General features: G+C 72.5%; 23 protein-coding genes and 1 pseudogene. 11 read left to right on the top strand and 13 right to left on the bottom strand.

What is annotated here, in order from left to right; genetic code table 11:
* Positions 1-459 (bottom strand): annotated as a pseudogene (locus ABZ215_RS01725) (3'-5' exonuclease); the annotation flags it as partial.
* A gap of 83 nt (positions 460-542) precedes the next feature.
* On the opposite strand from ABZ215_RS01725, the gene ABZ215_RS01720 reads away from it, so the two are divergent.
* From ABZ215_RS01720 to ABZ215_RS01705, 4 genes are read left to right on the top strand one after another with little or no spacing between them, the layout of a single operon-like run.
* Positions 543-1,406, top strand: a complete 864-nt coding sequence (locus ABZ215_RS01720; protein ID WP_354947021.1) for an excalibur calcium-binding domain-containing protein — start codon at positions 543-545, stop codon at positions 1,404-1,406.
* A 32-nt stretch (positions 1,407-1,438) separates the two neighbouring features.
* Positions 1,439-2,839: a carboxylesterase family protein gene (locus tag ABZ215_RS01715; RefSeq protein ID WP_354947019.1), complete on the top strand. Its 1,401-nt coding sequence runs from the start codon at positions 1,439-1,441 to the stop codon at positions 2,837-2,839.
* Entirely contained in the window at positions 2,836-3,270 is a 435-nt protein-coding gene (locus ABZ215_RS01710; RefSeq protein WP_354947017.1) for a YdeI/OmpD-associated family protein, read from the top strand. Before ABZ215_RS01715 ends, ABZ215_RS01710 begins: the two co-directional genes overlap by 4 nt.
* Positions 3,271-3,284: 14 nt before the next feature.
* The gene (locus ABZ215_RS01705) at positions 3,285-3,911 is read left to right on the top strand and encodes a response regulator transcription factor (RefSeq protein ID WP_017986145.1); all 627 of its coding nucleotides are present in this window, start codon (positions 3,285-3,287) and stop codon (positions 3,909-3,911) included.
* A gap of 1 nt (position 3,912) precedes the next feature.
* On the opposite strand, the gene ABZ215_RS01700 is transcribed toward ABZ215_RS01705, so the two are convergent.
* The gene (locus tag ABZ215_RS01700) at positions 3,913-4,968 is read right to left on the bottom strand and encodes an FUSC family protein (RefSeq protein WP_354947015.1); all 1,056 of its coding nucleotides are present in this window, start codon (positions 4,966-4,968) and stop codon (positions 3,913-3,915) included.
* A 44-nt stretch (positions 4,969-5,012) separates the two neighbouring features.
* On the opposite strand from ABZ215_RS01700, the gene ABZ215_RS01695 reads away from it, so the two are divergent.
* Together ABZ215_RS01695 and ABZ215_RS01690 are read left to right on the top strand one after the other, a co-directional pair.
* Complete coding sequence (locus ABZ215_RS01695) at positions 5,013-5,498, top strand: MarR family transcriptional regulator (protein WP_354947013.1); 486 nt, start codon at positions 5,013-5,015, stop codon at positions 5,496-5,498.
* Positions 5,499-5,532: 34 nt separating this feature from the next.
* Entirely contained in the window at positions 5,533-5,811 is a 279-nt protein-coding gene (locus tag ABZ215_RS01690) for a MarR family transcriptional regulator (protein WP_354947184.1), read from the top strand.
* A gap of 42 nt (positions 5,812-5,853) precedes the next feature.
* Here ABZ215_RS01690 and ABZ215_RS01685 read toward each other — a convergent pair whose 3' ends face one another.
* A complete protein-coding gene (locus ABZ215_RS01685; protein ID WP_354947011.1) occupies positions 5,854-6,498 on the bottom strand; it encodes a GntR family transcriptional regulator in 645 nt (214 codons plus the stop codon).
* Between the two features lie 84 nt (positions 6,499-6,582).
* Between ABZ215_RS01685 and ABZ215_RS01680 the strand changes: the two genes are divergently transcribed.
* On the top strand, positions 6,583-7,383 hold the full coding sequence (locus ABZ215_RS01680; protein WP_354947009.1) for a DUF1932 domain-containing protein: 801 nt from the start codon (positions 6,583-6,585) through the stop codon (positions 7,381-7,383).
* Here ABZ215_RS01680 and ABZ215_RS01675 read toward each other — a convergent pair.
* From ABZ215_RS01675 to ABZ215_RS01660, 4 genes are read right to left on the bottom strand one after another with little or no spacing between them, the layout of a single operon-like run.
* On the bottom strand, positions 7,311-8,462 hold the full coding sequence (locus ABZ215_RS01675; RefSeq protein ID WP_020416392.1) for a GAF domain-containing sensor histidine kinase: 1,152 nt from the start codon (positions 8,460-8,462) through the stop codon (positions 7,311-7,313). The genes ABZ215_RS01680 and ABZ215_RS01675 overlap by 73 nt on opposite strands.
* An 8-nt stretch (positions 8,463-8,470) precedes the next feature.
* Positions 8,471-11,719 carry a thiol reductant ABC exporter subunit CydD gene (cydD, locus tag ABZ215_RS01670; protein ID WP_354947007.1) on the bottom strand — a complete coding sequence of 1,083 codons (3,249 nt, stop codon included), beginning with the start codon at positions 11,717-11,719 and terminating at the stop codon, positions 8,471-8,473.
* The gene (gene cydB, locus ABZ215_RS01665; RefSeq protein ID WP_354947005.1) at positions 11,716-12,723 is read right to left on the bottom strand and encodes a cytochrome d ubiquinol oxidase subunit II; all 1,008 of its coding nucleotides are present in this window, start codon (positions 12,721-12,723) and stop codon (positions 11,716-11,718) included. Before cydB ends, cydD begins: the two co-directional genes overlap by 4 nt.
* 9 nt (positions 12,724-12,732) lie before the next feature.
* Complete coding sequence (locus tag ABZ215_RS01660; protein ID WP_354947003.1) at positions 12,733-14,214, bottom strand: cytochrome ubiquinol oxidase subunit I; 1,482 nt, start codon at positions 14,212-14,214, stop codon at positions 12,733-12,735.
* Positions 14,215-14,374: 160 nt separating this feature from the next.
* On the opposite strand from ABZ215_RS01660, the gene ABZ215_RS01655 reads away from it, so the two are divergent.
* A complete protein-coding gene (locus tag ABZ215_RS01655; RefSeq protein WP_354947001.1) occupies positions 14,375-15,247 on the top strand; it encodes an NmrA family NAD(P)-binding protein in 873 nt (290 codons plus the stop codon).
* Between the two features lie 110 nt (positions 15,248-15,357).
* Positions 15,358-15,945 carry a TMEM165/GDT1 family protein gene (locus ABZ215_RS01650; RefSeq protein ID WP_354947182.1) on the top strand — a complete coding sequence of 196 codons (588 nt, stop codon included), beginning with the start codon at positions 15,358-15,360 and terminating at the stop codon, positions 15,943-15,945.
* On the opposite strand, the gene ABZ215_RS01645 is transcribed toward ABZ215_RS01650, so the two are convergent.
* A complete protein-coding gene (locus ABZ215_RS01645; protein ID WP_354946999.1) occupies positions 15,942-16,508 on the bottom strand; it encodes a helix-turn-helix domain-containing protein in 567 nt (188 codons plus the stop codon). The genes ABZ215_RS01650 and ABZ215_RS01645 overlap by 4 nt on opposite strands.
* Positions 16,509-16,594: 86 nt before the next feature.
* Between ABZ215_RS01645 and ABZ215_RS01640 the strand changes: the two genes are divergently transcribed.
* Positions 16,595-17,746, top strand: a complete 1,152-nt coding sequence (locus ABZ215_RS01640) for an NAD(P)/FAD-dependent oxidoreductase (protein WP_354946997.1) — start codon at positions 16,595-16,597, stop codon at positions 17,744-17,746.
* Here ABZ215_RS01640 and ABZ215_RS01635 read toward each other — a convergent pair.
* From ABZ215_RS01635 to ABZ215_RS01620, 4 genes are all read right to left on the bottom strand, one after another.
* Positions 17,743-18,378 (bottom strand): helix-turn-helix domain-containing protein, encoded by a 636-nt coding sequence (locus ABZ215_RS01635; RefSeq protein WP_020416384.1) that lies wholly within the window; start codon positions 18,376-18,378, stop codon positions 17,743-17,745. The genes ABZ215_RS01640 and ABZ215_RS01635 overlap by 4 nt on opposite strands.
* Positions 18,378-19,232, bottom strand: coding sequence for a hypothetical protein (locus tag ABZ215_RS01630; RefSeq protein WP_269462683.1), 855 nt, complete (start codon positions 19,230-19,232; stop codon positions 18,378-18,380). The genes ABZ215_RS01635 and ABZ215_RS01630 overlap by 1 nt, the downstream gene beginning before the upstream one ends.
* 69 nt (positions 19,233-19,301) lie before the next feature.
* On the bottom strand, positions 19,302-20,342 hold the full coding sequence (locus tag ABZ215_RS01625; protein WP_354946995.1) for a hypothetical protein: 1,041 nt from the start codon (positions 20,340-20,342) through the stop codon (positions 19,302-19,304).
* Positions 20,343-20,379: 37 nt separating this feature from the next.
* Complete coding sequence (locus ABZ215_RS01620; protein ID WP_237337483.1) at positions 20,380-21,405, bottom strand: hypothetical protein; 1,026 nt, start codon at positions 21,403-21,405, stop codon at positions 20,380-20,382.
* A 97-nt stretch (positions 21,406-21,502) separates the two neighbouring features.
* Between ABZ215_RS01620 and ABZ215_RS01615 the strand changes: the two genes are divergently transcribed.
* Positions 21,503-22,294: a DUF2470 domain-containing protein gene (locus ABZ215_RS01615; protein WP_020416380.1), complete on the top strand. Its 792-nt coding sequence runs from the start codon at positions 21,503-21,505 to the stop codon at positions 22,292-22,294.
* Here the strand turns inward: ABZ215_RS01615 and ABZ215_RS01610 are convergent.
* Entirely contained in the window at positions 22,291-22,749 is a 459-nt protein-coding gene (locus ABZ215_RS01610) for a PPOX class F420-dependent oxidoreductase (RefSeq protein ID WP_354946993.1), read from the bottom strand. The genes ABZ215_RS01615 and ABZ215_RS01610 overlap by 4 nt on opposite strands.
* Positions 22,750-22,768 lie beyond the last annotated feature (19 nt).

Here is a 22,768-nt window from a genome sequence, read left to right as displayed (position 1 = left end):
GGGGAACCCGCCGAGGCCGAGCGCTTCCGCGACGGTGGCCAGCCGGTAGTTCGGCAACCGGAGGGCAGTGCGCGCGGCAGCCAGCGTGCACACGCCCGGCAACGTGGGGAGCCGGAGACCGATCCGCTCCAGCTCCGCGGCCAGGAAACCCTGCTCGAACGCCAGGTTGTGGCCGACGAGCACGCTGCCCTGGCACAGGTCGAGCAGGTGCCCCGCGATCTGGCCGAGCGCGGGCGCGGAGTCCAGCTGCGCCCGCGTGATGCCGTGGACCCGCGCGGGCCCCGGGTCGACTCCCGGCCCGGGATCGACCAGGGTCGAGAACTCGCCCAGCACCGTGCCGTCGGCGCGCACGCGCACGGCCGCGACCTCGATGATCCGGCCGGGCTGCAGGCCGGTCGTCTCGAAGTCGATCGCGGTGAATTCGGTGCCGACGGCCGGAAATCGGCCGGAACCGGACATGGGGATGATGTCGATGAGCATTCCGGCTTCCCTGGTCGAGGATTGACGCGTAGTCCATCGCGGCGGACGCGAAAACGTTCCTGGTGAAACACAATCGTGATCATCGGCGGTTCTGTAACGCATCCGGGACGCGCAGCGAGAAAAGAGCCGTGCCCGATGTTCCCGCCACGCCGAAACGGCGAGTGCCCACCTGGATCAAGATCGTTCTAGCCGTGTTCGCGGTGCTCTTCGTGCTCGGCGCGGTGTTCGGAAAGCCCACGGAGAAACCGGTCGCGCAGCCCGCGCCGACTACCACCACCGTGGCCACCACCAGCAGCAGTCCGCCCGCGGAGCCCGTTCTCCGGGTCACGCGGGTGACCGGATCGAGCATCGTGGTAAGCGATACCGCGGGAATCTCGAAAACCGTTTACGTCCCCGGAATCCAGCCGGCCGCGGATTGTTACGGAACGGAGACCGCGAGCTGGGCCACCGCATTTCTGGTCGGCAAGGAAGTGAGCTTGCAGTCGGTCACCGAGGAGGCCGGGCGGACGCTGGCGCACGTCCTGCTCGCCGATGGAACGGACTACGCGGTCGCCGCCCTGCAGGGTGGTTACGCGCGTTTCGTCGCGGATGCGGTCACCGACTCCTACGCGAACGTCCTGCGGTCCGCGGAAAGCGCGGCCAGCACGGCGAAGGCAGGATTGTGGGGACCGCCTTGCAACGGCAGCCCCACCACACCGCCGGTCGCGCCGCCGCCGGTCACCGTTCCACCCGCTCCCGCCAGCACCCCCAAACCCGCGGCGCCGAAGCCCAGCACGCAGAAGCCAACCGAGGAACCGGACGTCTCCAGCGCCTACTACGCCAACTGCTCGGAAGCGCGGGCCGCGGGCGCGGCTCCCCTTCACCGCGGCGACCCCGGCTACCGCTCGGGGCTGGACCGCGACGGCGACGGAACCGCTTGCGAGTGACTTCGTCGCAGAACGTGTGATATCCACGACCGGTGGATCCCATCGTGCAGACGCGTTCCGGTGCCGTTCGTGGCGTGGCTGACGGGGTGGTCAGCTCCTTCAAGGGCATTCCGTTCGCCGGGCCGTTGACCGGTCCCGCGAGGTTCCAGGCGCCCGCCGAGCCGGAGCCGTGGGACGGGACGCGTGATGCGGTCCGCTTTTCGGCCTCGCCGCCGCAGGGGTCGCTCTTTCCCGGCATGCCGTCGGCTTGGCGGCCGGACGAAGGGGACGACTCCCTGAGCGTCAACGTGTGGACTCCGGACGCCGGCGGCAGCGGTCTGCCCGTCATGGTCTGGATCTACGGCGGCGCCTACCTGATCGGGACCGCGCGGCAGCCCGAGTACGACGGCGCCAACCTCGCCCGTGCCGGGGTCGTCGTCGTGACCTTCAACTACCGCGTCGGGCTGGAGGGGTTCGGCTGGCTGCCCGGGGCGCCCGCCAACCGGGCCTTCCTGGACCAGCTCGCGGCCCTGAGCTGGGTCCAGGAGAACATCGCCAACTTCGGTGGCGACCCGGACAACGTGACGATCTTCGGCGAGTCCGCCGGTGGCACGTCGGTCGCGGCGCTGACCGCCTCGGACGCCGGGCGCGGCCTGTTCCGCCGCGCCATCGGGCAGAGCGTCGCGCACGGGTTCCTCTCCGAGAACCGCGTCCGGCGCACCACCGAGCGCATCGCGGGGGCCCTCGGCGTCCCCGCCACGCTCGAGGGCTTCGCGCAGGTGCCGTCCGAGGCCATCCACGCCGTGCAGATGGCGCCCGGCGAGATCACGCCGTTCGGGCCGGTCGTCGACGGTGACCTGCTCACCGGCCTGCCCTGGCACAACCTGCGCGCCGAGGTCGACCTGATCGCCGGCTTCAACCACGACGAGTTCACCCTCTTCGTCGCGGGCCAGGACCTCTCCGGCGTGGACCCGGCCGCGACCGCCGACGCCGTCGGCCTGCCCGCCGGCGCCGTCGCCGAGTACCGGGCCGCCCACCCCGGCATCACCGACGCCGACCTGCACGTCCTCATCCTGTCCGACCGCACCTTCCGCCTGCCGTCGCTGTGGTCCGCGCAGAACCACCCCGGCCGCAGCTGGTGCTACGAGCTGACCTGGCGCTCGCCCGCGTTCGGCGGGCTCCTGCGGTCCTGCCACGCGCTCGACGTGCCGCTCACGTTCGGCAACTACACCGGCCCGCTCGCGGAGATGCTGCTGGGCAACCCGGCCCCGCCCGAGGCCGACACGCTGTCCCAGGAGATCCGCAAGGCGTGGGTCTCGTTCGCCACGACCGGCGACCCGGGCTGGCCGGAGTACGACAAGGACAACCGGATCACCCGGATCTGGGACGTCCCGGTCTCGGTGACCAGCGACCCGATAGCCGCGTCCCGGCGGATCTGGGAGGCGGCGGCATGAAGTTCCGCGCGACGCTCGAGCAGAGCAAGAAGACCGCGACGGGGATCGAGGTCCCGTCCGACGTGCTGGACGACCTGAACGCGGGCAGACGGCCGAAGGTCCGGGCCCGGCTCAACGGCTACGAGTACCGGACCAGCGTCGGCAGCATGGACGGCAGGGCGATGCTGCCGGTCAGCGCCGAGGTCCGGGCGGCCGCGGGACTGACCGCGGGCGACGAGGTCGAGGTCGAGCTCGTCGTGGACACCGAACCCCGCGTCGTGGAGGTGCCCGCGGACCTCGCCGAGGCGCTCGAAGCCGCCGGGGCGCGGGCGGCCTTCGACAAGCTCTCCTACAGCCAGCAGCGCCGGTACACGCTCGCCATCGCGGACGCCAAGACCGACGCGACCCGGCAGCGCCGCATCGCGAAGGCGGTCGAAGAACTCTCCGGCTGACTAGGCTCGGTGGTATGGCCATCGAGGTGCTGCTCGTCGACGATCACGAGGTCGTGCGGCGCGGCCTGCGGGAAATGCTGAGCGACGAACCGGACATCGAGGTGGTCGCCGAGGCGGGGAGCGCCGACGAGGCCCTCGCCGTCGCGATGCACGTGGAGCCGGACGTCGCCGTCGTCGACGTGCGGCTCGGGGACGGCGACGGCGTCGCGCTGTGCCGGGAGCTGCGGGCGCGGCCGAACCCGCCGTACTGCCTGGTCCTCACCGCGTTCGACGACGAGGAGGCCATGGTCGGTGCGATCATGGCCGGCGCCTCCGGCTACCTGCTGAAACAGGTCCGCGGGCAGGACGTCGTCAACGCCGTGCGCGAGGTCGCCGCGGGCCGGTCGCTGCTCGACCCGGTCACCACCGCCCGCGTGCTGGACAAGCTGCGCCACCCCGCCGAGGACGAGCTCGCGAGCCTCACCGACCGGGAGCGCACGGTGCTGGAGCTGATCGGCGAGGGCCTGTCCAACCGGGAGATCGCCGAGCGCCTGTTCCTCGCCGAGAAGACCGTGAAGAACCACGTCACGTCGGTGCTGTCGAAGCTGGGCATGCAGCGCCGCACACAGGCGGTGGCGTGGGTGGCGCGGCGCGCCAAGTAGTTCAGGCCAGCTGGTAGCCGCGACCGGGCCGGACCAGTGCGGCGGCCAGTCCGATCGCCGCGCCGAGCACCGTGTCAACCAGCCGGTCCGCGGTGGCGGCGACCGTGTCGACCGGCGCCGACATCGAGCCGAGCAGCAGCACCAGCGGCGTCACGAACACCATCGCGAGCGCGTAGTTGCGGATGACGGTCAGCTCCGCGCCGAGCAGCGCGACGACGATCACCGCGAGCTTCACCGGCTGCGGCAGGTCCAGCGTCAGCAGCAGCGCGGCCACCAGGACGCCGGCGACCGTGCCCGTGACGCGCTGCACGAACCGGTGCATCGTGTGCTGCAGGTGGGTGGCCTGCAGCACCGCGGCCGCCGCGACCGTCGCCCAGTACGGGTGCCCGAGCCCGAGCGCGTGTGCGAGCAGCCCGGCCGCCAGCACCGCGGCGAACACCTTCACCGCGCGCGGCCATTCGTGCGACGAGCGGTCCACCGCGGCCCGCAACCCCGCGCGCCACGATGTGGTCCGGTCGCCGTCGTGGTCGAAGAACAGCCACCCGGACAGCGCGACCATCCACGCGACGAGCGCCCCCGCGGCCGCGGCGCCGACCTGCGCGGCGACGCCCGGCCAGCTGACCGGGAACGCCGACGTGGTGCCCGCGGCGAAGACGAACATGAGCCCGCCGGGCAGGCCCGACCGGATACCGTCCGTGACCAGTTTCGCCACGGCGGCGACCGCCGCGACCAGGATCGCGATCGGCAGCGGACCCCACCCGGCGGCCGACGTCGCCCCGCCGAGGCCGACCGCGAGCGTCAGACCTGCGCCGATCACGGCGAGCAGCCGGGCCCTCACCGGGTACGGCTCGAACCGGGCGTGCACCGCGGTCATCCCGCCGAACGCCGCGGCGGGCGCCAGCTCGGTGTGCCCTGCGATCACAACCGCGACCAGGACTATGTTCGCCCCGGTCATGGCCCGTAACGCGGACACCAGCGCCCGGTCGACTGGGCGCAGGCGCCACCAGCCGCGCGGCGAGAGTGCGCGGAACAGGTCGTGGCGGCCGAAATCATTCACGAGTAAAATACTACCGAACGATTCGTGTACGAAGGAGCTCAGCGGTGAGTGATCTCGTCGACAGAGTGCGGCGCCAGTGGCTGGACGTGCACCCCGGCCTCGACACGACCGGGATGGCGGTCGTCGGCCGGGTGCTGCGGCTCGCGTCGCTGATCCGCCGCGCGACCGACGACCTCCTGCTGGCCAACGACCTGAACCGCGCCGAATTCGACGTGCTGTGCGCGCTGCGGCGCAACGAGGTGCTCAACCCGGGCCAGATCAGCCGCGAGATGCTGTCCTCCGGCGCCGCGATCACCAAGCGGCTCGACCGCCTGGAACGGCTCGGCCTGGTGTCGCGGACGGCGAGCGAACGCGACCGGCGCGTGGTGCAGGTCCGGCTGACCGAGCTGGGCGTCCAGCTGATCGACGAACTGCTGCCCACCCACCTCGAAGGCGAGAAGGCCGCGCTGGCCAACCTGCAGCCGGAACAGCAGGAAGAACTGGCCCGGCTGCTCAAGGTGATGCTGGAAACCGTCGAAGGCGTCGGCTGACACTCAGGCCTGTCCGGCTTCCCGCAGCGCCGCGATCACGCCTCAGGCCTGCTCGGCTTCCCGGAGGGCCGCGATCACCAAACAGCTCGACTGGCTCGAGCGGCTCGGCCTGGTGTCGCGGACGGCAAGCGAACGCGACCGGCGCGTGGTGCAAGTCCGGCTGACCGACCGCGGCGTGGCGTTGATCGACGAACTGCTGCCCACCCACCTCGAAGGCGAAAAGGCCGCACTGGCCAACCTGCAGCCGGAACAGCAGGAAGAACTGGCCCGCCTGCTCAAGGTGATGCTGGAAACCGTCGAAGGCGTCGGCTGACACTCAGGCCTGTCCGGCTTCCCGCGGCGCCGCGATCACGCCTCAGGCCTGCTCGGCTTCCCGCAGCGCCTCGATCACGCTGCTCAGGTGCTGCCGGATCGCCGCGGCGGCCGCGGTCGCGTCGTGGGCGCAGATGGCGTCGATGATCGCCAGGTGCTCGGGCAGCGACACCGACGGCCGGCCGGGGCGCATGGCCAGCCGGAACTGGTGCCGCACGCTCTGCGCACGCAGCCGCTCCAACACCTGGCCCGCCGTGTGCTGGCCCGAAATTTCCCGCACCCGGCGGTGCAACTCCTGGTTCAGCCCCGAGTACCCCATGACGTCCCCGGACGCCACGGCCTTGCGCATCGCCTTGCCGAGGGCCTTCAGCTCGCCGATCTCCTCGTCGCTGATGCGCTCGGCTGCCTTCTCCGCGCACAGGCTCTCCACGACCATGCGCACCTCGGAGATCTCGATGGCCTCCTCCAGCGACACCGCCCGGACCCGCGCGCCGCGGTTCTGCACCCGCTCGACCAGGCCCTCGTTGGCGAGTTCGAGCAGCGCGATGCGGACGTTGGCGCGGCTCGCGGCGAACTGGGCGGACAGGTCGGCCTCGACCAGCCGCTGGTTCGGCACGAACTCGCCGCGGATGATCGCCTCCCGGATGGCGTCCACCACCGGCTTCTCGATCTCGGCCCGCTCTCCCACGCCCGCTCCCCACACGCTTTGTTGACAATTTTGTCGAGCACATCGTCTACTCGGATGGTAGTCGGTGTCGAGGAGGAGTCCGCAATGTCCGATGAGCCACCCGTCGTCGCCATTCTCGGCCTCGGGGAAGCGGGCAGTGAATTCGCCCGCGACCTGCGCGCGGCCGGCGCCGTCGTGCGCGGCTACGACCCGGTGGTGCCGTCCGGGTTCGACTCCGAGTCCGACGCCGCCGAGGGCGCGGACCTGGTGCTCAGCGTGAACAGCTCGGCCGCCGCCGTCGACGCGCTGCGGGCCGGTCTGCCGAAGGTCAGCGGCGTCTGGGCGGACCTGAACACCGCGTCGCCCGGCAAGAAGCGCGAGCTCGCCGCGATCGCCGCCGAAGCGGCCATCGACTTCGCCGATGTCGCGATCATGGCTCCGGTCCCCGGCCGCGGCCTGCGGGTGCCGATGCTCGCGAGCGGTCCGGCCGCCGAGGCGGTGTCGAAGCTGCTCGGCGCGCTGGGGGCGACGGTCGAGGTGCTGCCCGGCGAAGCCGGCGTGGCCGCGGAACGGAAGCTGCTGCGGAGCGTGTTCTTCAAGGGCATGTCCGCCGCCGTGGTCGAGGCGCTGGAAGCCGCCCGCGCGGCGGGGGTCCAGGACTGGCTGCGCGGGGTGATCGTCGAGGAGCTGACCCGCGCCGACGAGTCCACTGTGGAGCGTCTGGTCACCGGCAGCGTCAAGCACGCGAAACGCCGCACCGCCGAAATGGCCGCCGCCGCGGAGATGCTGGGCGAGCTGGGCGTCGCGGCCGACGTGGCGGCGGCGTCGCGTGATCAGCTGGCGCGCTTGTCCAGCGGCAGCTCGAACGCCACCAGCGTGCCCAGGCTGGGCGAGGAGTTGAGGTAGAACTTCCCGCCCGCGCGCTTGGCGCGTTCCTCCAGGTGCCGCAGGCCGCGGGTCTGCACGTCCTGCGGCACGCCGGCGCCGTTGTCGCGGACCCGCAGCTTCACGCCGTCGTTGTCGCGCACCAGCGTCACCCTGGTCTCGCTGGCCCCGGAGTGGCGGACCACATTGGACAGTGCCTCGCGCAGCGCAGCGCGGATGTGGTCGGCTCGCTCGGCCGGGATGTCCGCCAGCTCGCCGGACAGCTCCAGCGTGGGCGGGAACCCGAGCAGCTCCCCCGCGATCCGCACCTCCGCGCGCGCCGACTCGGCCAGGTCGGTGGCCGCGGGTTTCTCGGCCGTCTCCGGTTCCGGCGACCGCAGCTCGCGCACGGTGTGCCGGATCTCCTCGATGGTCTGGTCGAGCTGGTCGATCGCCTCGCCGAGCCGGGTCGCGTCGGTCGAGGCGAACCGCTTGCGCATGCGGCGGCGCACCCGGTCCAGCTGCATGCCCGCCGCGTACAACCGCTGCACGATGACGTCGTGCAGCTCGCGGGCAATGCGCTCGCGCTCCTGGTAGAGCGTGATCCGATGCCGGTCGTTGGCGGCCTCCGCCAGCGCCAGCACGACGCCGACCTGCGCGGCGAACGCGGTCAGCACCTCGACCGTCGCCTCGTCGAACGGCCGCCCGGACCGCTCCCGGTACACCGCCAGCGCGCCGAGCACCCGGCCGCCGGAGCCGAACGGCGCGGCCGCGAACGGGCCGAAGCGGCGCAGCTCGGACGGCACGTACGGCGCCGTGCGCGGGTCGGTGGTCATGTCGTCGGCCACCACCGTGACACCGCCGCGGGCGACCTGCCCGGCCGCGGATTCGGCGGGCAGCACGACGCCGCGCGGGTCCTCGTGGTGGCTGCCGTGGGCGGCCTCGACGGACACCTTGCCGTCGTCCGCGCGGACCATCACCAGGCACAGATCGGCCCCGGCGAGCTCGGCGGCCTTGTGCACCACCGAATCGAGGACCGCGTCGGGGTCGCCGCCGGACAGGGCGGCGGTGGTGATCTCCGTGGCCGCGGACAACGCGCGGGCGGCGAGGGTGGGTTCCATGAGCAGGGTCAAGCGTAGCCGCCTTCCAGGGCGGGCTCCCGCACGCTGACGCGCCCGTCACCCACCTCGACGACCAGATCGGCCTCGGCCGCCTCCTCGGGGTGGTGGGTCACGTGCACGACCGTGCGGCCAGCCAGCGCCGCGCGTAGGTTGGCCCGCAGCCGCCGGGCAGTCGGCTCGTCGAGGTGCGCGGTCGGCTCGTCGAGCAGGACGAGATCCGCGTGCGACGCCGCGACCAGCGCCCGCGCCACCGCGAGGCGCTGCGCCTGCCCGCCGGACAGGCCGCTGCCCGCGCCGCCGAGCACGGTGTCCAGCGGCAGGTCCAGGCAGGCCAGGCGCAGGGCTTCGCGCAACCGGTCGTCGTCGGCGTGCGGATCGGCCAGCCGCAGGTTCTCCGCGACGGTCGTGGACACCAGCTGCGGTTCCTGCGGCGCCCAGGCGACCTCGGCGGCGGTGGTGAGACTTCCGCGCTGGGCGGGCAGGAACCCGAGCAGCGCGGCGAGCAGCGTCGACTTGCCCGCGCCCGACGGGCCGACGACGGCGACGTGCGCGCCGGCCGGGATGCGCAGGTCGACGTCCCGCAGCACCGGTGTGGTCCAGCCGATGTCGGCGTGCTCGAACGCGATCGCCCCGGTCGGCACCGGCGGCTGCGGCCGCGCGCGTTCGACATCGGCGATCCGGGCCATCGAGGTGCGCAGCGGGTCCCAGTGCTGGGCCACCGGCGGCAGCGTCGCGAGGACCTCCGCCAGTGCCAGCGGCACCAGGGCCAGGACGGGCGCGAGCACCGGGTCGATGCCGGAGCCCGCGGCCAGACCGACCCCGGCGACCGCGGCCGCGCCGGTGACCAGCGTGATCAACGCGTCGGCCGCGCCCGCTCCGAAGGCCTGGCGCCGCGCCTGGTGCACCAGCCGCTCGTCGGCCTCCGCCAGCTCGGCGCGGCGCCTGCGGTGCGCGCCGGACGCGATCAGCTCGGCCGCCGACTCGAACAAGCCGAGCACCCGGGCGCTCACCGTCCGGCGCCCCTCGGCGAGCACGGTGGTCGCCCGGCGCTCCAGCCGCAACGCGAGCGCGGGCGCGGTGAGGGCCCCGACCAGCACGGCGACGGCGAGCACGAGCCCGGCGGCCGGCAGCAGGACCGTCTGCACGGCGATCGCCCCAGCCAGCACGAGCACCGCGACCAGCGGCGGCGTGACCACGCGCGGCAGCAGGTCGCGGACCGTGTCGACGTCGGCGACCAGCCGCCGCTGCCCCTCGCCGAACCGCAGGCCGAGCGCGCGGGCGGGCCCGAGCCGGACCAGCCCGCGCCACAGCCGGACCCGCAGCTGCCCGGCGATGCGGAACGCGGCGTCGTGCGTGATCAGCCGTTCCAGGTACCGCAGTGCCGCGCGGCCGAGCCCGAAGGCACGCACCCCGACGACGGCGACGGTCAGCGTCAGGATCGGCGGCTGGAACGAGGCCTTGGCGATGAGCCAGCCCGAGGTCGCGGTCAGCGCCACGCCGGCCAGCAACGCGAGCGCGCCGACCGCGGCGCCGCCGAGGAACCGCCGGCTCACCACGCCGCGCAACGTCGACGTCTGCGCCTCGGCGGCGGTCGTGGTGTGCGGCGCGGGTGCCACCGCGTGGGTGACCGCGACGTGGTTGTCCCGGTGGTGCGCGGCGAGGAGGACCGCGGTGCCCAGCGGCAGTGTCGACGCGATGGCGGCGTCGACCAGTGCGGCGTTGGCGGCGTCCTGGTGCGCGGTGGGCTCGTCGAGCAGCAGCAGCCAGGCGCCGTGCCGGACCCGCAGCAGCGCCCGCGCGACCGCGACCCGTTGCCGCTGGCCAGTGGACAACTCGTGCACCGGCGCGTCGGCCAGGCCGGCGAGGTTGAGTTCGATGAGCAGCGCGTCGACCTCGACCGGGTCCGGCGGCTCCTCGACCGCCAGGTCCAGCTCGGCCCGCACGGTGCCCCCGGTGAACGCCGGGTTCTGCGGCACCCACGCGATGTCCCGGCGGAAGGCCGACATGTCGACCTCGCTCAGCGGTAGACCGTCGACCAGCACCGTCCCCGCGGACGGCCGCACGAAGCCCAGCAGGACGGCGAGCGTCGTCGACTTGCCGGCGCCGCTCGGCGAATCGAGCCGGGTCAGCGTGCCCGGCCGCAGCGTGAACGTCTCGCCATCCGGCGCGAACCCGCCGCGGCGCGCCACCCGCAACCCCTCGACCCGCACGTCGCCGCGGCCGGGGATCGCGGTGCCCTCCGGCGCGACCGGTTCGGCGAGCACGTCGGTGACGCGGCGGACCGCCTCGACCCCGTCCTCGCTGGCGTGGAAGGCCGCGCCCACCGCGCGCAGCGGCTGGTAGCACTCCGGCGCGAGGATCAGCACGCCGAGCCCGATCGCGAGCGACAGGTCGCCGCCGACCAGCCGCACGCCGATGACGACGGCGACCAGCGCGACCGACAGCGTCGCCGCCAGTTCCAGCACGAACGCCGAGGAGAACGCGACCTTCAACGTCTTCAGGGTCGCCTGCCGGTGCTTGTCGGACACCCGCCGCACCGCCTCGGCCTGCGCCTCCGCGCGGCGGAACGCGGCCAGCACCGGCAACGCGCGCACGAGTTCCAGCAGGTGGCCGGACATCCGCTGCAGCGCGTCGCTCGCGGCCGCCGAGCGGTCCGCGGTGTACTTGCCGACGAGGATCGCGAACATCGGCAGCAACGGCACGGTCAGCGCGATGATCACCGCGGACGGCCAGTCGGCGAACAACACGGCCGCGCCCGCGCCGAGCGGCACCACCGCGGCGGTGACCAGTGCGGGCAGGTAGTCGGTGAAGTAGGCATCGAGCGCGTCCAGACCCTTGGTGGTGAGCGCGGTCAGCTCGCCCGGCCCGCGCCGCGCGATCCACTCCGGACCGAGCCGCAGCGCGTGGTCGACGACCTTCGCCCGCAGTTCCTCCTTGGCCCCGGCCGCGGCGCGCGCGGCGACCAGCCGCAGCGCCCACGCGATCAGCGCACGGGCGACGACGGCACCGGCGAGGGCGACCAGTTGACCGGCGCCGACGCCGTGCCCGGCGACCACCGCCGCGCAGACCGAAGCCAGCAGGAAGGCCTGCGCGACCAGCGCCGTGGCGTTGCCGAGCGCGAGCAGACCGGAGAGGGCGAGCGCCCGGCGCGCGGCCGCGGACAACAGGGGCAGCGCGCCGAGCGGACCCTTTCCCGGACGCGTGGTGTCCGTTGTGGACACCGGTGCGGGAAGGACGGAGCGTCCGGGAAAGCTCATGGGGTGTGCACCGGCGGGATGTGGGCGGCGCTGATCCGCTTGCGGAACACCCAGTACGTCCAGCCCTGGTAGACCAGCACGGCCGGGGCCCCGAACGCGCCGACCCAGGTGATCACCTCGAGCGTGTACGGACTGGACGCGGTGTCCGCGACGGTCAGCGAGTTCGCCGGGTCGAGTGTCGAGGGCAGCACGTCCGGGTAGAGCGCGCCGAACAGGGTGACCACGGCCGCGGCGATCGTGACGCCGAGCGCGGCGAAGGCCTGCCCGTCCCGGTCCGCCACCAGCTTGCGCCAGGCGACCACCGCGGCCACCGCCGCTACGCCGAGCGCGACGAGTGTCCACAGTGCACCCTCGCGCCACTGGACGACCGCCAGCAGGGCGAACAGCGGCACCAACCCGACCGGCAGCGCGCGGATGGCGAACCGCCGCGCCCGTTCCCGCAGGTCGCCCGCGGTCTTCAGGGCCAGGAACGCCGCGCCGTGCACCAGGGCGAACCCGACGACGGCGAGCCCGCCGAGCAGCGTGTCCCAGCGCACCGACTCGAACGCGCCGCCGATCCGGTTGCCGTGCTCGTCGAGCGGCAGCCCGAGAATCGTGGTCGTCAGGATCAGCCCGACGCCCAGCGGCGGAACCCACGAGCCGATCATGATGACGCGGTCCCAGTTGCGCCGCCAGCGCTCCGAGTCGACCTTGCCGCGGTACTCGAACGCGACGCCGCGGCCGATGAGCGCCAGCAGCACCAGCAGCAACGGCAGGTAGGTGGCCGAGAACAACGACGCGTACCAGCCCGGGAAGGCGGCGAACATCGCGCCCGCCGCGACGATCAGCCAGACCTCGTTGCCGTCCCACACCGGGCCGATCGTGTTGATCATGACCCGCCGCTCGGTGTTGTCGCGGCCGAGGATCGGCAGCAGCATGCCGACGCCGAAGTCGAAGCCCTCCAGGAACAGGTACCCCAGCCAGAAGAGCACGATGATGCAGAACCAGATGGTTTCCAGGGTCATGGCCGTTCCCTAGTAGGCGAAGGCAAGCTCATCCTTGCCCTCCTGGTCGTGATCGGTCTTGGGCGGAATGACGCCCTCGATGCCGCCGCGCACGTACTTGCGGATGAGGAACACCTCGACCACGCCGAGCACGGCGTACAGGGTGGTCAGCGCGATCAGCGAGGTCCACACCTCACCGGTGGAGATCCGCGACACGGCCTGCGCGGTGAACATCCAGACACCGTCCACACCGGACGGGTTGGGCACCACGACGAACGGCTGCCTGCCCATCTCGGTGAAGATCCAGCCCGCGCTGTTCGCGATGAACGGCGTCGCGATGCTCAGCAGCGCCAGGCGCGGGAACCACTTGGTGTCCGGGATCTTGTTCTTGCGCGTCAGCCAGAGCGCCAGCAGCCCGGTGCCCGCCGAGATCGCGCCGAAGCCGATCATGATCCGGAAGCCCCAGTAGGTCACCGGGAGGTTCGGCACGTAGTCGATCGGCTTGCCCGCCAGCTCGCCGAGCGCCGGGTCGTCCGGGTAGTTCGTGCCGTAGCGCGCCTGGTACTCGGTCACCAGGTCCTGGACGCCCTTGACCTCGGTGGTGAAGTCGCTGTGCGCCAGGAAGGACAGCAGCGCGGGCACGTTGAACGTCTTGACGTCCTCGCAGTTCTCCGACCGGACGTCGCCGATCGCGATGATCGAGAAGCTGGCCGGCTGCTCGGTGTGGCAGAGCGCCTCGGCCGAGGCCATCTTCATCGGCTGCTGCTCGAACATCAGCTTGCCCTGGACGTCGCCGGTGATGGCGAGCACGGCGAACGCGACGATCCCGGTCCAGCCGCCGAGGCGGATCGACGACCGCCACACCGCGCGGTGCTCGTCGTCGGTCTTGCGCTTGCGCCACAGGTGCCAGGCGGCGATGCCGACGAGGAACGCCGCGGCGACCGAGAACGCGCCGGCGATGGTGTGCGGGATCGCGGCGAGCGCGGTGTTGTTGGTGAGCACCGCCCAGATCGAGTTGAGCGTCGGCCTGCCGTCGACGATCTCGGCGCCGACCGGGTGCTGCATCCACGAGTTCGCGGCGAGGATGAAGTACGCGGAGGCGATCGTGGCCAGCGAGAACGCCCAGGCGCAGGCCAGGTGCACCTTCTTCGGCAGCCGGTCCCAGCCGAAGATCCACAGGCCGAGGAACGTCGACTCGACGAAGAAGGCGACCAGGCCCTCCATCGCCAGTGGCGCCCCGAACACGTCACCGACGAAGCGGGAGTAGGCGTTCCAGTTCATCCCGAACTGGAACTCCTGGACGATGCCGGTCACCACGCCCATGGCGAAGTTGACCAGCAGGAGCTTCCCCCAGAACTTGGTCATCTTGTAGTAGCGCTGCTCACCGGTGCGGACCCAGGCGGTCTGCATCCCCGCGACGAGGACCGACAGTCCGATGGTGAGCGGGACCATGAGGAAGTGGTAGACGGTGGTGATCCCGAACTGCCACCGCGCCAGCTGGAGCACGTCCACGTCATTCAGACTGCTCTGTTCTCTCGCCGGGCATCAGGTCCCGGGGTCCTGATCTTGCCGGGACCTAGGTCCCGGTCACCGACACGGCTTTGACAAGCGGGGCGATCGTTCCGTATCTTCCGGATTAGCCGGGGCGGTCGCCCCGCTTCTGGAGGAAGTCATGAACGAGCTGGTACTGGTCACCGGAGCCACCGGGCAGCAGGGCGGGGCGGTCGCGCGGCGGCTGCTGGCCGACGGCGGGCGGGTGCGGGCGCTCACCCGCGACCCGGCACGGGCCCAGGACCTGGCGGCGGCGGGCGCCGAGGTGGTGCGCGGCGACCTGGAAGACGAGGCTTCGGTGGCCGCCGCGGTGGCGGGCGCCTACGGCGTGTTCAGCGTGCACCCCGGACCGCTGGCGCCCGGACAGGACGAGGTCCGCGCCGGGAAACTGCTCATCGACGTCGCGCGGCGGGCCGGCGTACGGCGCCTGGTCTATACCTCGGCCCTCGCGGCCGACGTGTTCCAGGCAGCGAAGTGGGAGGTCGAGCAGCACCTGGCGGCGAGCGGGATGCCGTACACGATCCTGCGGCCGTCGTCGTTCATGGAGAACTACCTGAACCCGCTGTTCGGCCTGCGGGACGGCGCTCTGCGGACCGCGCTCGCGCCGCACGTCCGGCAGCAGCTGATCGCACTGGACGACATCGCCGCGTTCGCCGCGGACGGGTTCGCGGGGCGGCTCGACGGTCGCACGCTGACCCTCGCCGGGGACGCGCTGACCCCGGGCGAGGTGGCCGCCGCCATCAGCGCGGCGATCGGCGTCACAGTGCCCTACGAACAGCTCCCGATCGACGAGTTGCGCCGCGTGAATCCACGCTTCGCCCAGGGTTACGAATACCTCAACAACAACCCCGAGCCGCCCGTCGACATCGCCGCGCTACGAGCGCTCCAACCAGCGCTGATGACCTTCGCCCAGTGGCTGGAGCGGACCGGTTCTGCCCAGCTCAAGGCAGGTTTCGGCGCGGCGAAGAAAAATCTGCGCCCGAGCCAGAAATAATTCTGGCGAACCGAAAACCGGCAATTCGCGAAACCGATCTGCTGGTAATTGCCGGAGCTCCCCTTTATCGTTGCAGTGAAAGGGGAGTGGAAATCACCGTGAGTACCGCACTGCTGGCACTGCTCAGCGCGTACGTCCTTGTCCTGGCCGTGGAGCTGCCGGACAAGACGATGATCGCCACCCTCGTGCTGACCACCCGCTTCCGCGCGTGGCCGGTCCTGGTCGGGGTTTCCCTGGCGTTCGCCGTGCAATCCACGATCGCGGTGCTCTTCGGCCGCGCGCTGACGCTGCTGCCGGAGAGCCTGGTCGCGGCGGTCGTCGCCGCGTTGTTCGGGCTCGGGGCCTTCCTGCTGCTGCGCGAGGGCTTCTCGACGGCCGACGAGAGCGGCGAGGACGCGGCCCGGCAGGGCGTGAAGCCGGTGACCTTCCTGCGCTCGGCCGCCACCTCGTTCGGCGTGCTGTTCGCCGCCGAATGGGGCGACGCGTCCCAGCTGGCGACCGCCGGGCTGAGCGCCCGGTACGGCCATCCGCTGATGGTGGGCGCCGGCTCGCTGCTCGCGCTGATCACGGTGGCCGCGGTCGCGGTGTTCATCGGGCACAAGGTGCGCGGCCGGCTCAAGCCGAAGCTGCTGCAGCGCATCGCCGGGTTCGCGTTCGCGGTGTTCGCGCTGCTGGCGGTCGTGCAGGCGTTCGCCTAGGCGGTCAACGCCATCGTGGCCCGGCGGGCCGCGGCAAGCACGTCCTCGCGGCTCGCGTCCGTCCGCTGAGCGGACAGCAGCGCGGCACCCACGGTGTCGAACGCCATCCGCACCAGCAGCCGGTCGGCCGGGGTCGCGTCGCCGGGCACGAGCAGGTCGACGACCTGCTCGAACTCCGATCGCACGTCGGTGCCGTCGTCGAGCAGGTTCCGCAGCACGGGACCGTTGGCGTGCATCAGCCGCATGCCGTCGAGCCGCTCGGGCGTCGTGCCGTCGATCCAGCGCAGCGCGGCCCGGCGCAGCAGATCGGGTGACGCCGGCTGCGCGCGGATCCACTCGACCAGCTCGGCCAGCTCCTTCCGGCGCTCGGTCAGGAGGCTCGTGACGATCGCCTCCTTGCTCGGGAAGTGGTAGTAGAGCGCCGACTTCGTGATGCCGAGCGCGGTGCTGATGTCCCTGGTCGAGGTGCCCTCGTACCCCTTCTCGATGAACAACCGCAACGCGACGCGCAGGATCTCGGCTCGCGTCTCGGTGCCGCTGCGCCGGTCCTCCCTCGTGGCCATGCGCCCAGTCTAGTTGCTGACCGACCGCCCGTTCAGCTAGCCTATCCACTGACCGACCGCCCGTTCAGTAGATAGGAGAAGTAACCATGACTGCACGAATCACGATCATCGGAGCCGGCCCCGGCGGCCTCCTCTGCGCCCGCGTCCTCCAGCGCCACGGCATCGAGGTCACCGTGTACGACGTCGACGCCGCCGTGGACGCCCGGGACGCGGGCGGCAGCCTCGACCTGCACGCCGACACCGGGCAGATCGCCATGTCCGACGCCGGGCTGCTGGACGAGTTCCTGGCGCTGTCCCGCCCCGAGTCACAGGCCGGGAGCCGGCTCGACCACCACGGCACGGTCCTCAAGGCCTTCGTGCCCGCCGACGACGACCTCGCCGCCCCGGAGATCGACCGCGGCCAGTTGCGCGCGCTGCTGGCGGCGCACGTCGAACCCGGCACCGTCCACTGGGGACACAAGCTGGCGCGCGCGGAACCGCTCGGCGGGGGCAGGCACCGGCTGGAGTTCGCCGACGGCTCGGCCACCGAGACCGACCTGGTGATCGGCGCCGACGGCGCCTGGTCCCGGGTCCGGCCGCTGGTCACCGACGCCACCGCGCGGTACACCGGCGTCAGCTTCCTCGACGTCCGCTTCGACGACGTCGACACCCGCCACCCCGGCGTCGCCGCGCTGACCGGCCCCGGGCAGATGTTCGCCAACGACGGCGACGGGCACGGCATCATCCTGCAGCGCAACAGCAACGGCCACATCCGCGGCTACCTGGTCGTGCGCGGCGACCGCATCGCGCTGCACGACCCCGAGGCGCTGAAGCGCTTCCTGCTCGGCGAGTTCGCCCACTGGGCCGACGTCTTCCGGCCTGCGCTGACCGACTGGGACGCCGTCGTCGAGCGGCCGATCCACGTCCTGCCCGCGCCGATGACCTGGCCGCACACCCCGGGCGTGACCCTGCTCGGCGACGCGGCGCACGTGATGGCCCCGTTCGGCGGGTTCGGCGCGAACCTCGCCCTGCTCGACGGCGCGGAACTGGCGCACGCGATCGCGGCGGAGCCCACCCTGGACGCCGCGATCACCCGCTACGAGAAGGGAATGCTCGCGCGGGCCGGTGAACTCGCGGTGGGCGCCAACCAGGCGCTCCAGGAGTTCGTCACCTCGGCCGACCCGGACGACGCGCCGGACCACGAGGCCGAGCACCGGCAGTACGAGGCAGCGGCCGCCGAGTACCGCCGCACCCGTTAGTCCCCGCGCAGGACCTCGGCGACCGCGGCGGCGGCCGCCACCACCTGGGGGCCCACCGCGTCCGCGTTGAGCGGCCCCAGCGCGATCACCCCGACCGCCGCGCGCAGGCCCGGCACGCCGCGCACCGGCGCGGCGACACCCGAGGTTCCGCGCTGTGGTTCGCCGGTGACCGCCGCCCAGCCGCGGCTGCCGCGACGCAGGGTCAGCGCTTTCCCGGCCGCGCCGACACCGATCGGGTGGCGCGCGCCGACCCGGTAGGACACGTGGAAATCGGTCCACGACGGCTCCACCGTGACGACCGGCTCGACCAGATCACCCTCGGCGATCGACAGGTAGGCGGTCGCGCCGGCCTTCTCCGCCAGCTCGCGCAGAGCCGGTCGGGCCGCCTCGCGCAGCTGCGGGACGACCTGACCGGCCAGCCGCAGCACGCCGATGCCCAGCCGGACCTTGCTGCCGTCGCGCCACACCAGGCCGCGCGCGGACAGCGGCACCAGCAGCCGGTAGACCGCCGCGCGGCTGGCGCCGATCGCGGTCGCCAGCTCCGAGATCGTCGCCGCGTCACCGTCGGCGTCGGCCACGGCCTGCAGCAATGCCAGGCCGCGGTCGAGGGTCAGCGAGCCTTCGGCGCTCACTACAGCAGGCCGAGCGCCTCGAGGTCGGCGACCGGAGCCTCGAAGCTGTCGCAGGCGTAGGACGCGAAGAGCGCGCGCACCGCCTTCGCGGCGGGCTCGGACAGCGACTTCGCCTCCGCGGCGAGTGCCTCGCCGTCGGTGGAGGCGAGCGCTTCGCGGACGTCCCCGCCGGACAGGCTGCGCGCCACCGCGACGAGCAGGTTCAGGAAGCCGTGGTGGGCGATGCCGTTGTCCGGGTCGTCGTGCCGGACCGCGCGGTGCAGGCTGTTGGTGGCCTTGAAGGAGGCGCCGGGCGAGCCGGACAGGACGGCGAGGAAGTCGGCGACCTCGTCGACGCTGGGGAAGTTCTCGCTGGACTGGCCGCCGCAGCGGATCTTGGGCCAGCTGCCGTGCTCGATCACCCGCCGCACGCCGTCCAGCCAGCCGACCCCGCGCCGCGGCTCGACCACGCGGATCACGTCCTCCGGCACGAACTCCGAGACGCGCTCCAGCCACACCTCGTCGACGTCCGAGGGCGCCGGCATCTCGACCATGCGCAGCGACAGCAGCTCACTGCGGGACTCGACGATCGAGATCGCCTTCGGCACGCCGCCGAGACCGGTGTCGATGATCAGCGACAGCGGCAGCGGCTGCTTCGGCTTGATCTTGATCAGCTCGGTGATCAGCTCCGGCAGGCGGGAGGCCTGGCACAGGAACACACCGAGCAGGCCCGCGTGGTCGCCCTCGCGGCCGGCCAGGTAGTTCCGCAGCGCGTCCGGCATGGTGGCCGTTCCGGGCGGGAAGAGCGCCGAGTCGTCTACGAGCCGCGCGAAGAGGGGCGGAATTCCGCGGGGGCCGGGGGGCGTGAGTTCCACAGCGCTTGACACATGGGACACGCTAGTAGCGTACGGGAACCGGACAAACGCGTACGCTCCCCGGACAGTTCACCGGAGGTTCACCACCGCGAGAACGGGATGCCCGGGCAGCCCGGCCACCACCCGGCGGCCCCGCTCCGGCACGCCGAGCACCCACAGGCGCCGCGTGTCGCGCACGTTGACCAGCAGGTCGAGCGGCACCCGCGGGAACCGGACCACCGCTTCGCCGTCGGGGAGCATCACGCGGCCGGTGGCTTTGCCGACCGCGCCCGAAGTGCCCGGCGTGATCGCGGTGTCGAGCGTGGCGTGCAGTTCCTGCCAGGGCTGCTCGCGCACGGCCGAGGACAGGGTGGCGACGCGGACCGGCATCAGCAGCCCGGTCACGGCGTAGACGACCGCGAGGATCATCGTGAACGTGCGGGTGCCGGGCAGGTCGGAGGCGAGGTTGCCCAGCGCCCAGATCCCGGCGGCCAGCAGCACGAAAGACCCCGCCATCCCCCACGACCGCTGCCGGACCTCGCGCAGGAACGTGGTCACCACCGGGTCCCGCAGGGCCGCCACCATGGGCCGCGGCTGCTCGGCCGATTCCACCGAGCCCGGCTCGGGTGCCGTCCGGATGCGACCGAACCGGCCGTTGATCCCGCCCGGCAACCCGACGAGCACGCGGCCGCGCGGGTCGGGGCCGATGAAGTAGAGGCGCCGCAACCCGGCCAGCAGGACCCGCTTCGACGCAGGCAGCCGCACGACCAGCCACCGCGGCTCGGGACCGGGCAGCGCGACGCTGACCTTCGACCCGGCCACCAGCAACTGCCCGGGGCCGGGGGTGAGCAGGACCACCGGGTGCGCGAGCAGCCTCCGGCAGGGCAGCACCCGGAAGAACAGCAGCCACAGCTGCGCGACGGTGACCGCGGCGAGGATCGTCGCCAAGCCGGCCGAGAGCGGGCCGGGGTCCAGCGCCACCACCGCAGCGCCCGCCACCACGTAGACGACCATCGAGTTGATCAGGCGGTTGCGCTGCTTGGTCACGATCTCGACGTCGAGCGAGTCCGCCGCGGCCGGTTCGCCGTGGCGCGGCTCGTGGACGAGGACGCGCTCCTGGGTGGGTTCCACACCTCCGAGTCGATCAAGCGGCCACCGGCGTTACCCGTCAGTCCAGCCGGACCTGGCCGAGCACCGGGTGACCGGGCACCCCGGCCGCGAGCTTGCGGCCCCGCTCCGGCGCGCCGAGCACCCACAGCCGCTGCGTCTCGCGCACGTTGACCAGGAGGTCGAGCGGCTGGCGGCCGAACCGGACCCGCGCGACCCGCCCGTCCGGCAGGGTCGCCCGCCCCATCGTGTTCCCGGTGCCCGTGGCGTGTGGTTCGACCGGCGTGTCCAGGGTGACGCCGAGTTCGGTCCACGGCTGGGTGCGCGCCGCCCGCGCGATGCTCCGCACCTGCAGCGGCCGGGCGACCCCGAGCAAGGCGTAGGCCACGCAGAACACGGCCGTCACGCCGTTCGGGCGCGGGAAGCCGAACGCCTCCGCACCCGCTTCGGTGAGCACCCACACGAACGCGCCGGCGACCAGAAAGGCCGTGGACACGAGCGCCGCCCGGAGCCGGAGTTCACGGACGAACGCGATCACCACCGCGTCCGGTGCGACCTCGTCGGGCGCCCGGGAGCCGGGCGCGGGTGCGGTCCGCACGCGGCCGAACTGCCCGATGATGCTGCCCGGGACCCGCAACACGAGCCGGCCGCGCGCGTCCGGCCCGAGCATGAACACGCGGCGCTCGCGCGCCAGCAGGAGCCGCTTCGAGCGGGGCATCCGCGCGACGACCCAGCGCGGCTGCGGCCCGGGCAACGCGATGCTCACCGTCCGGCCCGACACCAGCAGGTGCCCCGGCCCCGGCGTGAGGACGACGGCGGGCATCCGGAGCAGCCGGCCCAGCGGCCGGGTCCGGCAGGCCAGCGTCCACACCGACAACGCCGCCAGCGCGGTGAACACCGCGGTCACCGTCCAGACCGCGGGACCGGTGAGCCGGAACAGGACCGCCAGTGCGACCGGGAAGGCGTAGAACACGCTCGACGTGATCAGACGACCACGGGTCTTCTCGACGATCTCGACCTCGAGTGGATCGGTCGCCGCCGGTTCGCCGAGGTGCGGCTCGTAGACACGCTGCCGGGTGAATTCCACGGTCCGCCAGTCGGAGTGGCAACGGGGAACGTTACTGATCCACTTCCCTTCCTCCGTCACTCAGGTTAGGCTCACCTAAGTAGGAGGTGGTGGCCCAGTGACCGAGATCCGACGTCCGCCCGCACCCAGCCCCGCCGAGCGTGCGAAGACCATCGCCGTGCGGAACGGCCCCGGCGCGCTGCTGCCGACCGCGGGCGACCCGACCGGCAGCGACCGCGTGGTGCCCGAACTGCACCACGTCCACCCGAGCGGCAGCGTCAGCGTCCTGCTGCCGGACGACCACCCGCTGCTGACCCGCACCCGCGAGGCGGACCGCGGCGAGCTGGCCGTCGTGTTCGAACTCGCCGACCACGCGCCCGTCGACCTGCGGGAACCGATCCGCGGGCTGCTCTGGATCACCGGCTGGCTGCGGCACCTCAGCCCGGAGTCGGCCCGCGCTAGGGCACTGTCCATCGCCGAGACGCGGCCCGATCCGCGCCTGCTGGACCTCGGCCACGGCCTGAGCCTGCTGCGGCTCACGCCGGCCTCGCTCGTCCTCGCCGACGCCGAGGGCACCCATTCGCTGCGGCCGCACTTGTTCTCCGCCGCCGCGCCGGACCCGTTCGCCGGCTACGAGTCCGGCTGGTTGCGGCACCTGGAGACCGACCACGCCGACGTCGTCGGCCAGCTCGCCCGGCACATCCCCGAGGAGCTGCGCGGCGGCCGGATCCGCCCGCTCGGCCTGGACCAGTTCGGGCTGCGGCTGCGGGTCGAGTCCGGCGACGGCGACCACGACGTGCGCCTGGCCTTCGCCAAGCCGGTGCACAGCCCCGCCCAGCTCAGCACCGAGCTGCGGCGCCTGGTGGGCTGCCCGTTCCTGGCGCGGAACCAGGTGCGTGTGCAGCCCTAGCCGAGCTCCGGCGGGAAACCGCCGGTGGCGATCGGTCCCCACCGCTCGATCGTCACGCGGATCAGGCTCTTGTTCTGCTTGACCATCGCCTCGCGGTACTCGTCCCAGTCCGGGTGCTCGCCCGAGATCGACCGGAAGTACTCCACCAGCGGCTCGACCGCCTCGGGCACGTCCAGCACCTCGGCCGTGCCGTCGAACTGCACCCACGGCCCGTTCCAGTCGTCGGAGATCACGCACGCCGAAACGGCCGGGTTGCGACGGGCGTTGCGGGTCTTGGCGCGCTGCGGGTAGGTCGCCACGACGAACCGGCCCTCGGGGTCGATCCCGGCGGTGACGGGCGACAGCTGCGGCGTGCCGTCGGCGCGGGTGGTCATCAGGATCGCGCGGTGCCGGGGGCGGAGGAACTCCAGCAGTTCGGCGCGGTCGACGCGGTCAGCGGTCGCAATCTTGGCCATGTCTCCAGACGGTAGCGTG

This window comes from Amycolatopsis sp. NPDC006131 (assembly GCF_040614175.1).
Lineage (GTDB): Bacteria > Actinomycetota > Actinomycetes > Mycobacteriales > Pseudonocardiaceae > Amycolatopsis_E > Amycolatopsis_E tucumanensis.
This window is presented reverse-complemented; position numbering and strand designations above follow the sequence as displayed.

What these genes read in the sequence shown, in the direction of transcription:
- ABZ215_RS01710 (WP_354947017.1), top strand. Translation starts at nt 2,836, where the DNA reads ATGAAGTTCCGCGCGACGCTCGAGCAGAGCAAGAAGACCGCGACGGGG.
- ABZ215_RS01705 (WP_017986145.1), top strand. Translation starts at nt 3,285, where the DNA reads ATGGCCATCGAGGTGCTGCTCGTCGACGATCACGAGGTCGTGCGGCGC.
- ABZ215_RS01680 (WP_354947009.1), top strand. Translation starts at nt 6,583, where the DNA reads ATGTCCGATGAGCCACCCGTCGTCGCCATTCTCGGCCTCGGGGAAGCG.
- ABZ215_RS01675 (WP_020416392.1), bottom strand. Translation starts at nt 8,462, where the DNA reads ATGGAACCCACCCTCGCCGCCCGCGCGTTGTCCGCGGCCACGGAGATC.
- cydD (WP_354947007.1), bottom strand. Translation starts at nt 11,719, where the DNA reads ATGAGCTTTCCCGGACGCTCCGTCCTTCCCGCACCGGTGTCCACAACG.
- cydB (WP_354947005.1), bottom strand. Translation starts at nt 12,723, where the DNA reads ATGACCCTGGAAACCATCTGGTTCTGCATCATCGTGCTCTTCTGGCTG.
- ABZ215_RS01655 (WP_354947001.1), top strand. Translation starts at nt 14,375, where the DNA reads ATGAACGAGCTGGTACTGGTCACCGGAGCCACCGGGCAGCAGGGCGGG.
- ABZ215_RS01645 (WP_354946999.1), bottom strand. Translation starts at nt 16,508, where the DNA reads ATGGCCACGAGGGAGGACCGGCGCAGCGGCACCGAGACGCGAGCCGAG.
- ABZ215_RS01640 (WP_354946997.1), top strand. Translation starts at nt 16,595, where the DNA reads ATGACTGCACGAATCACGATCATCGGAGCCGGCCCCGGCGGCCTCCTC.
- ABZ215_RS01610 (WP_354946993.1), bottom strand. Translation starts at nt 22,749, where the DNA reads ATGGCCAAGATTGCGACCGCTGACCGCGTCGACCGCGCCGAACTGCTG.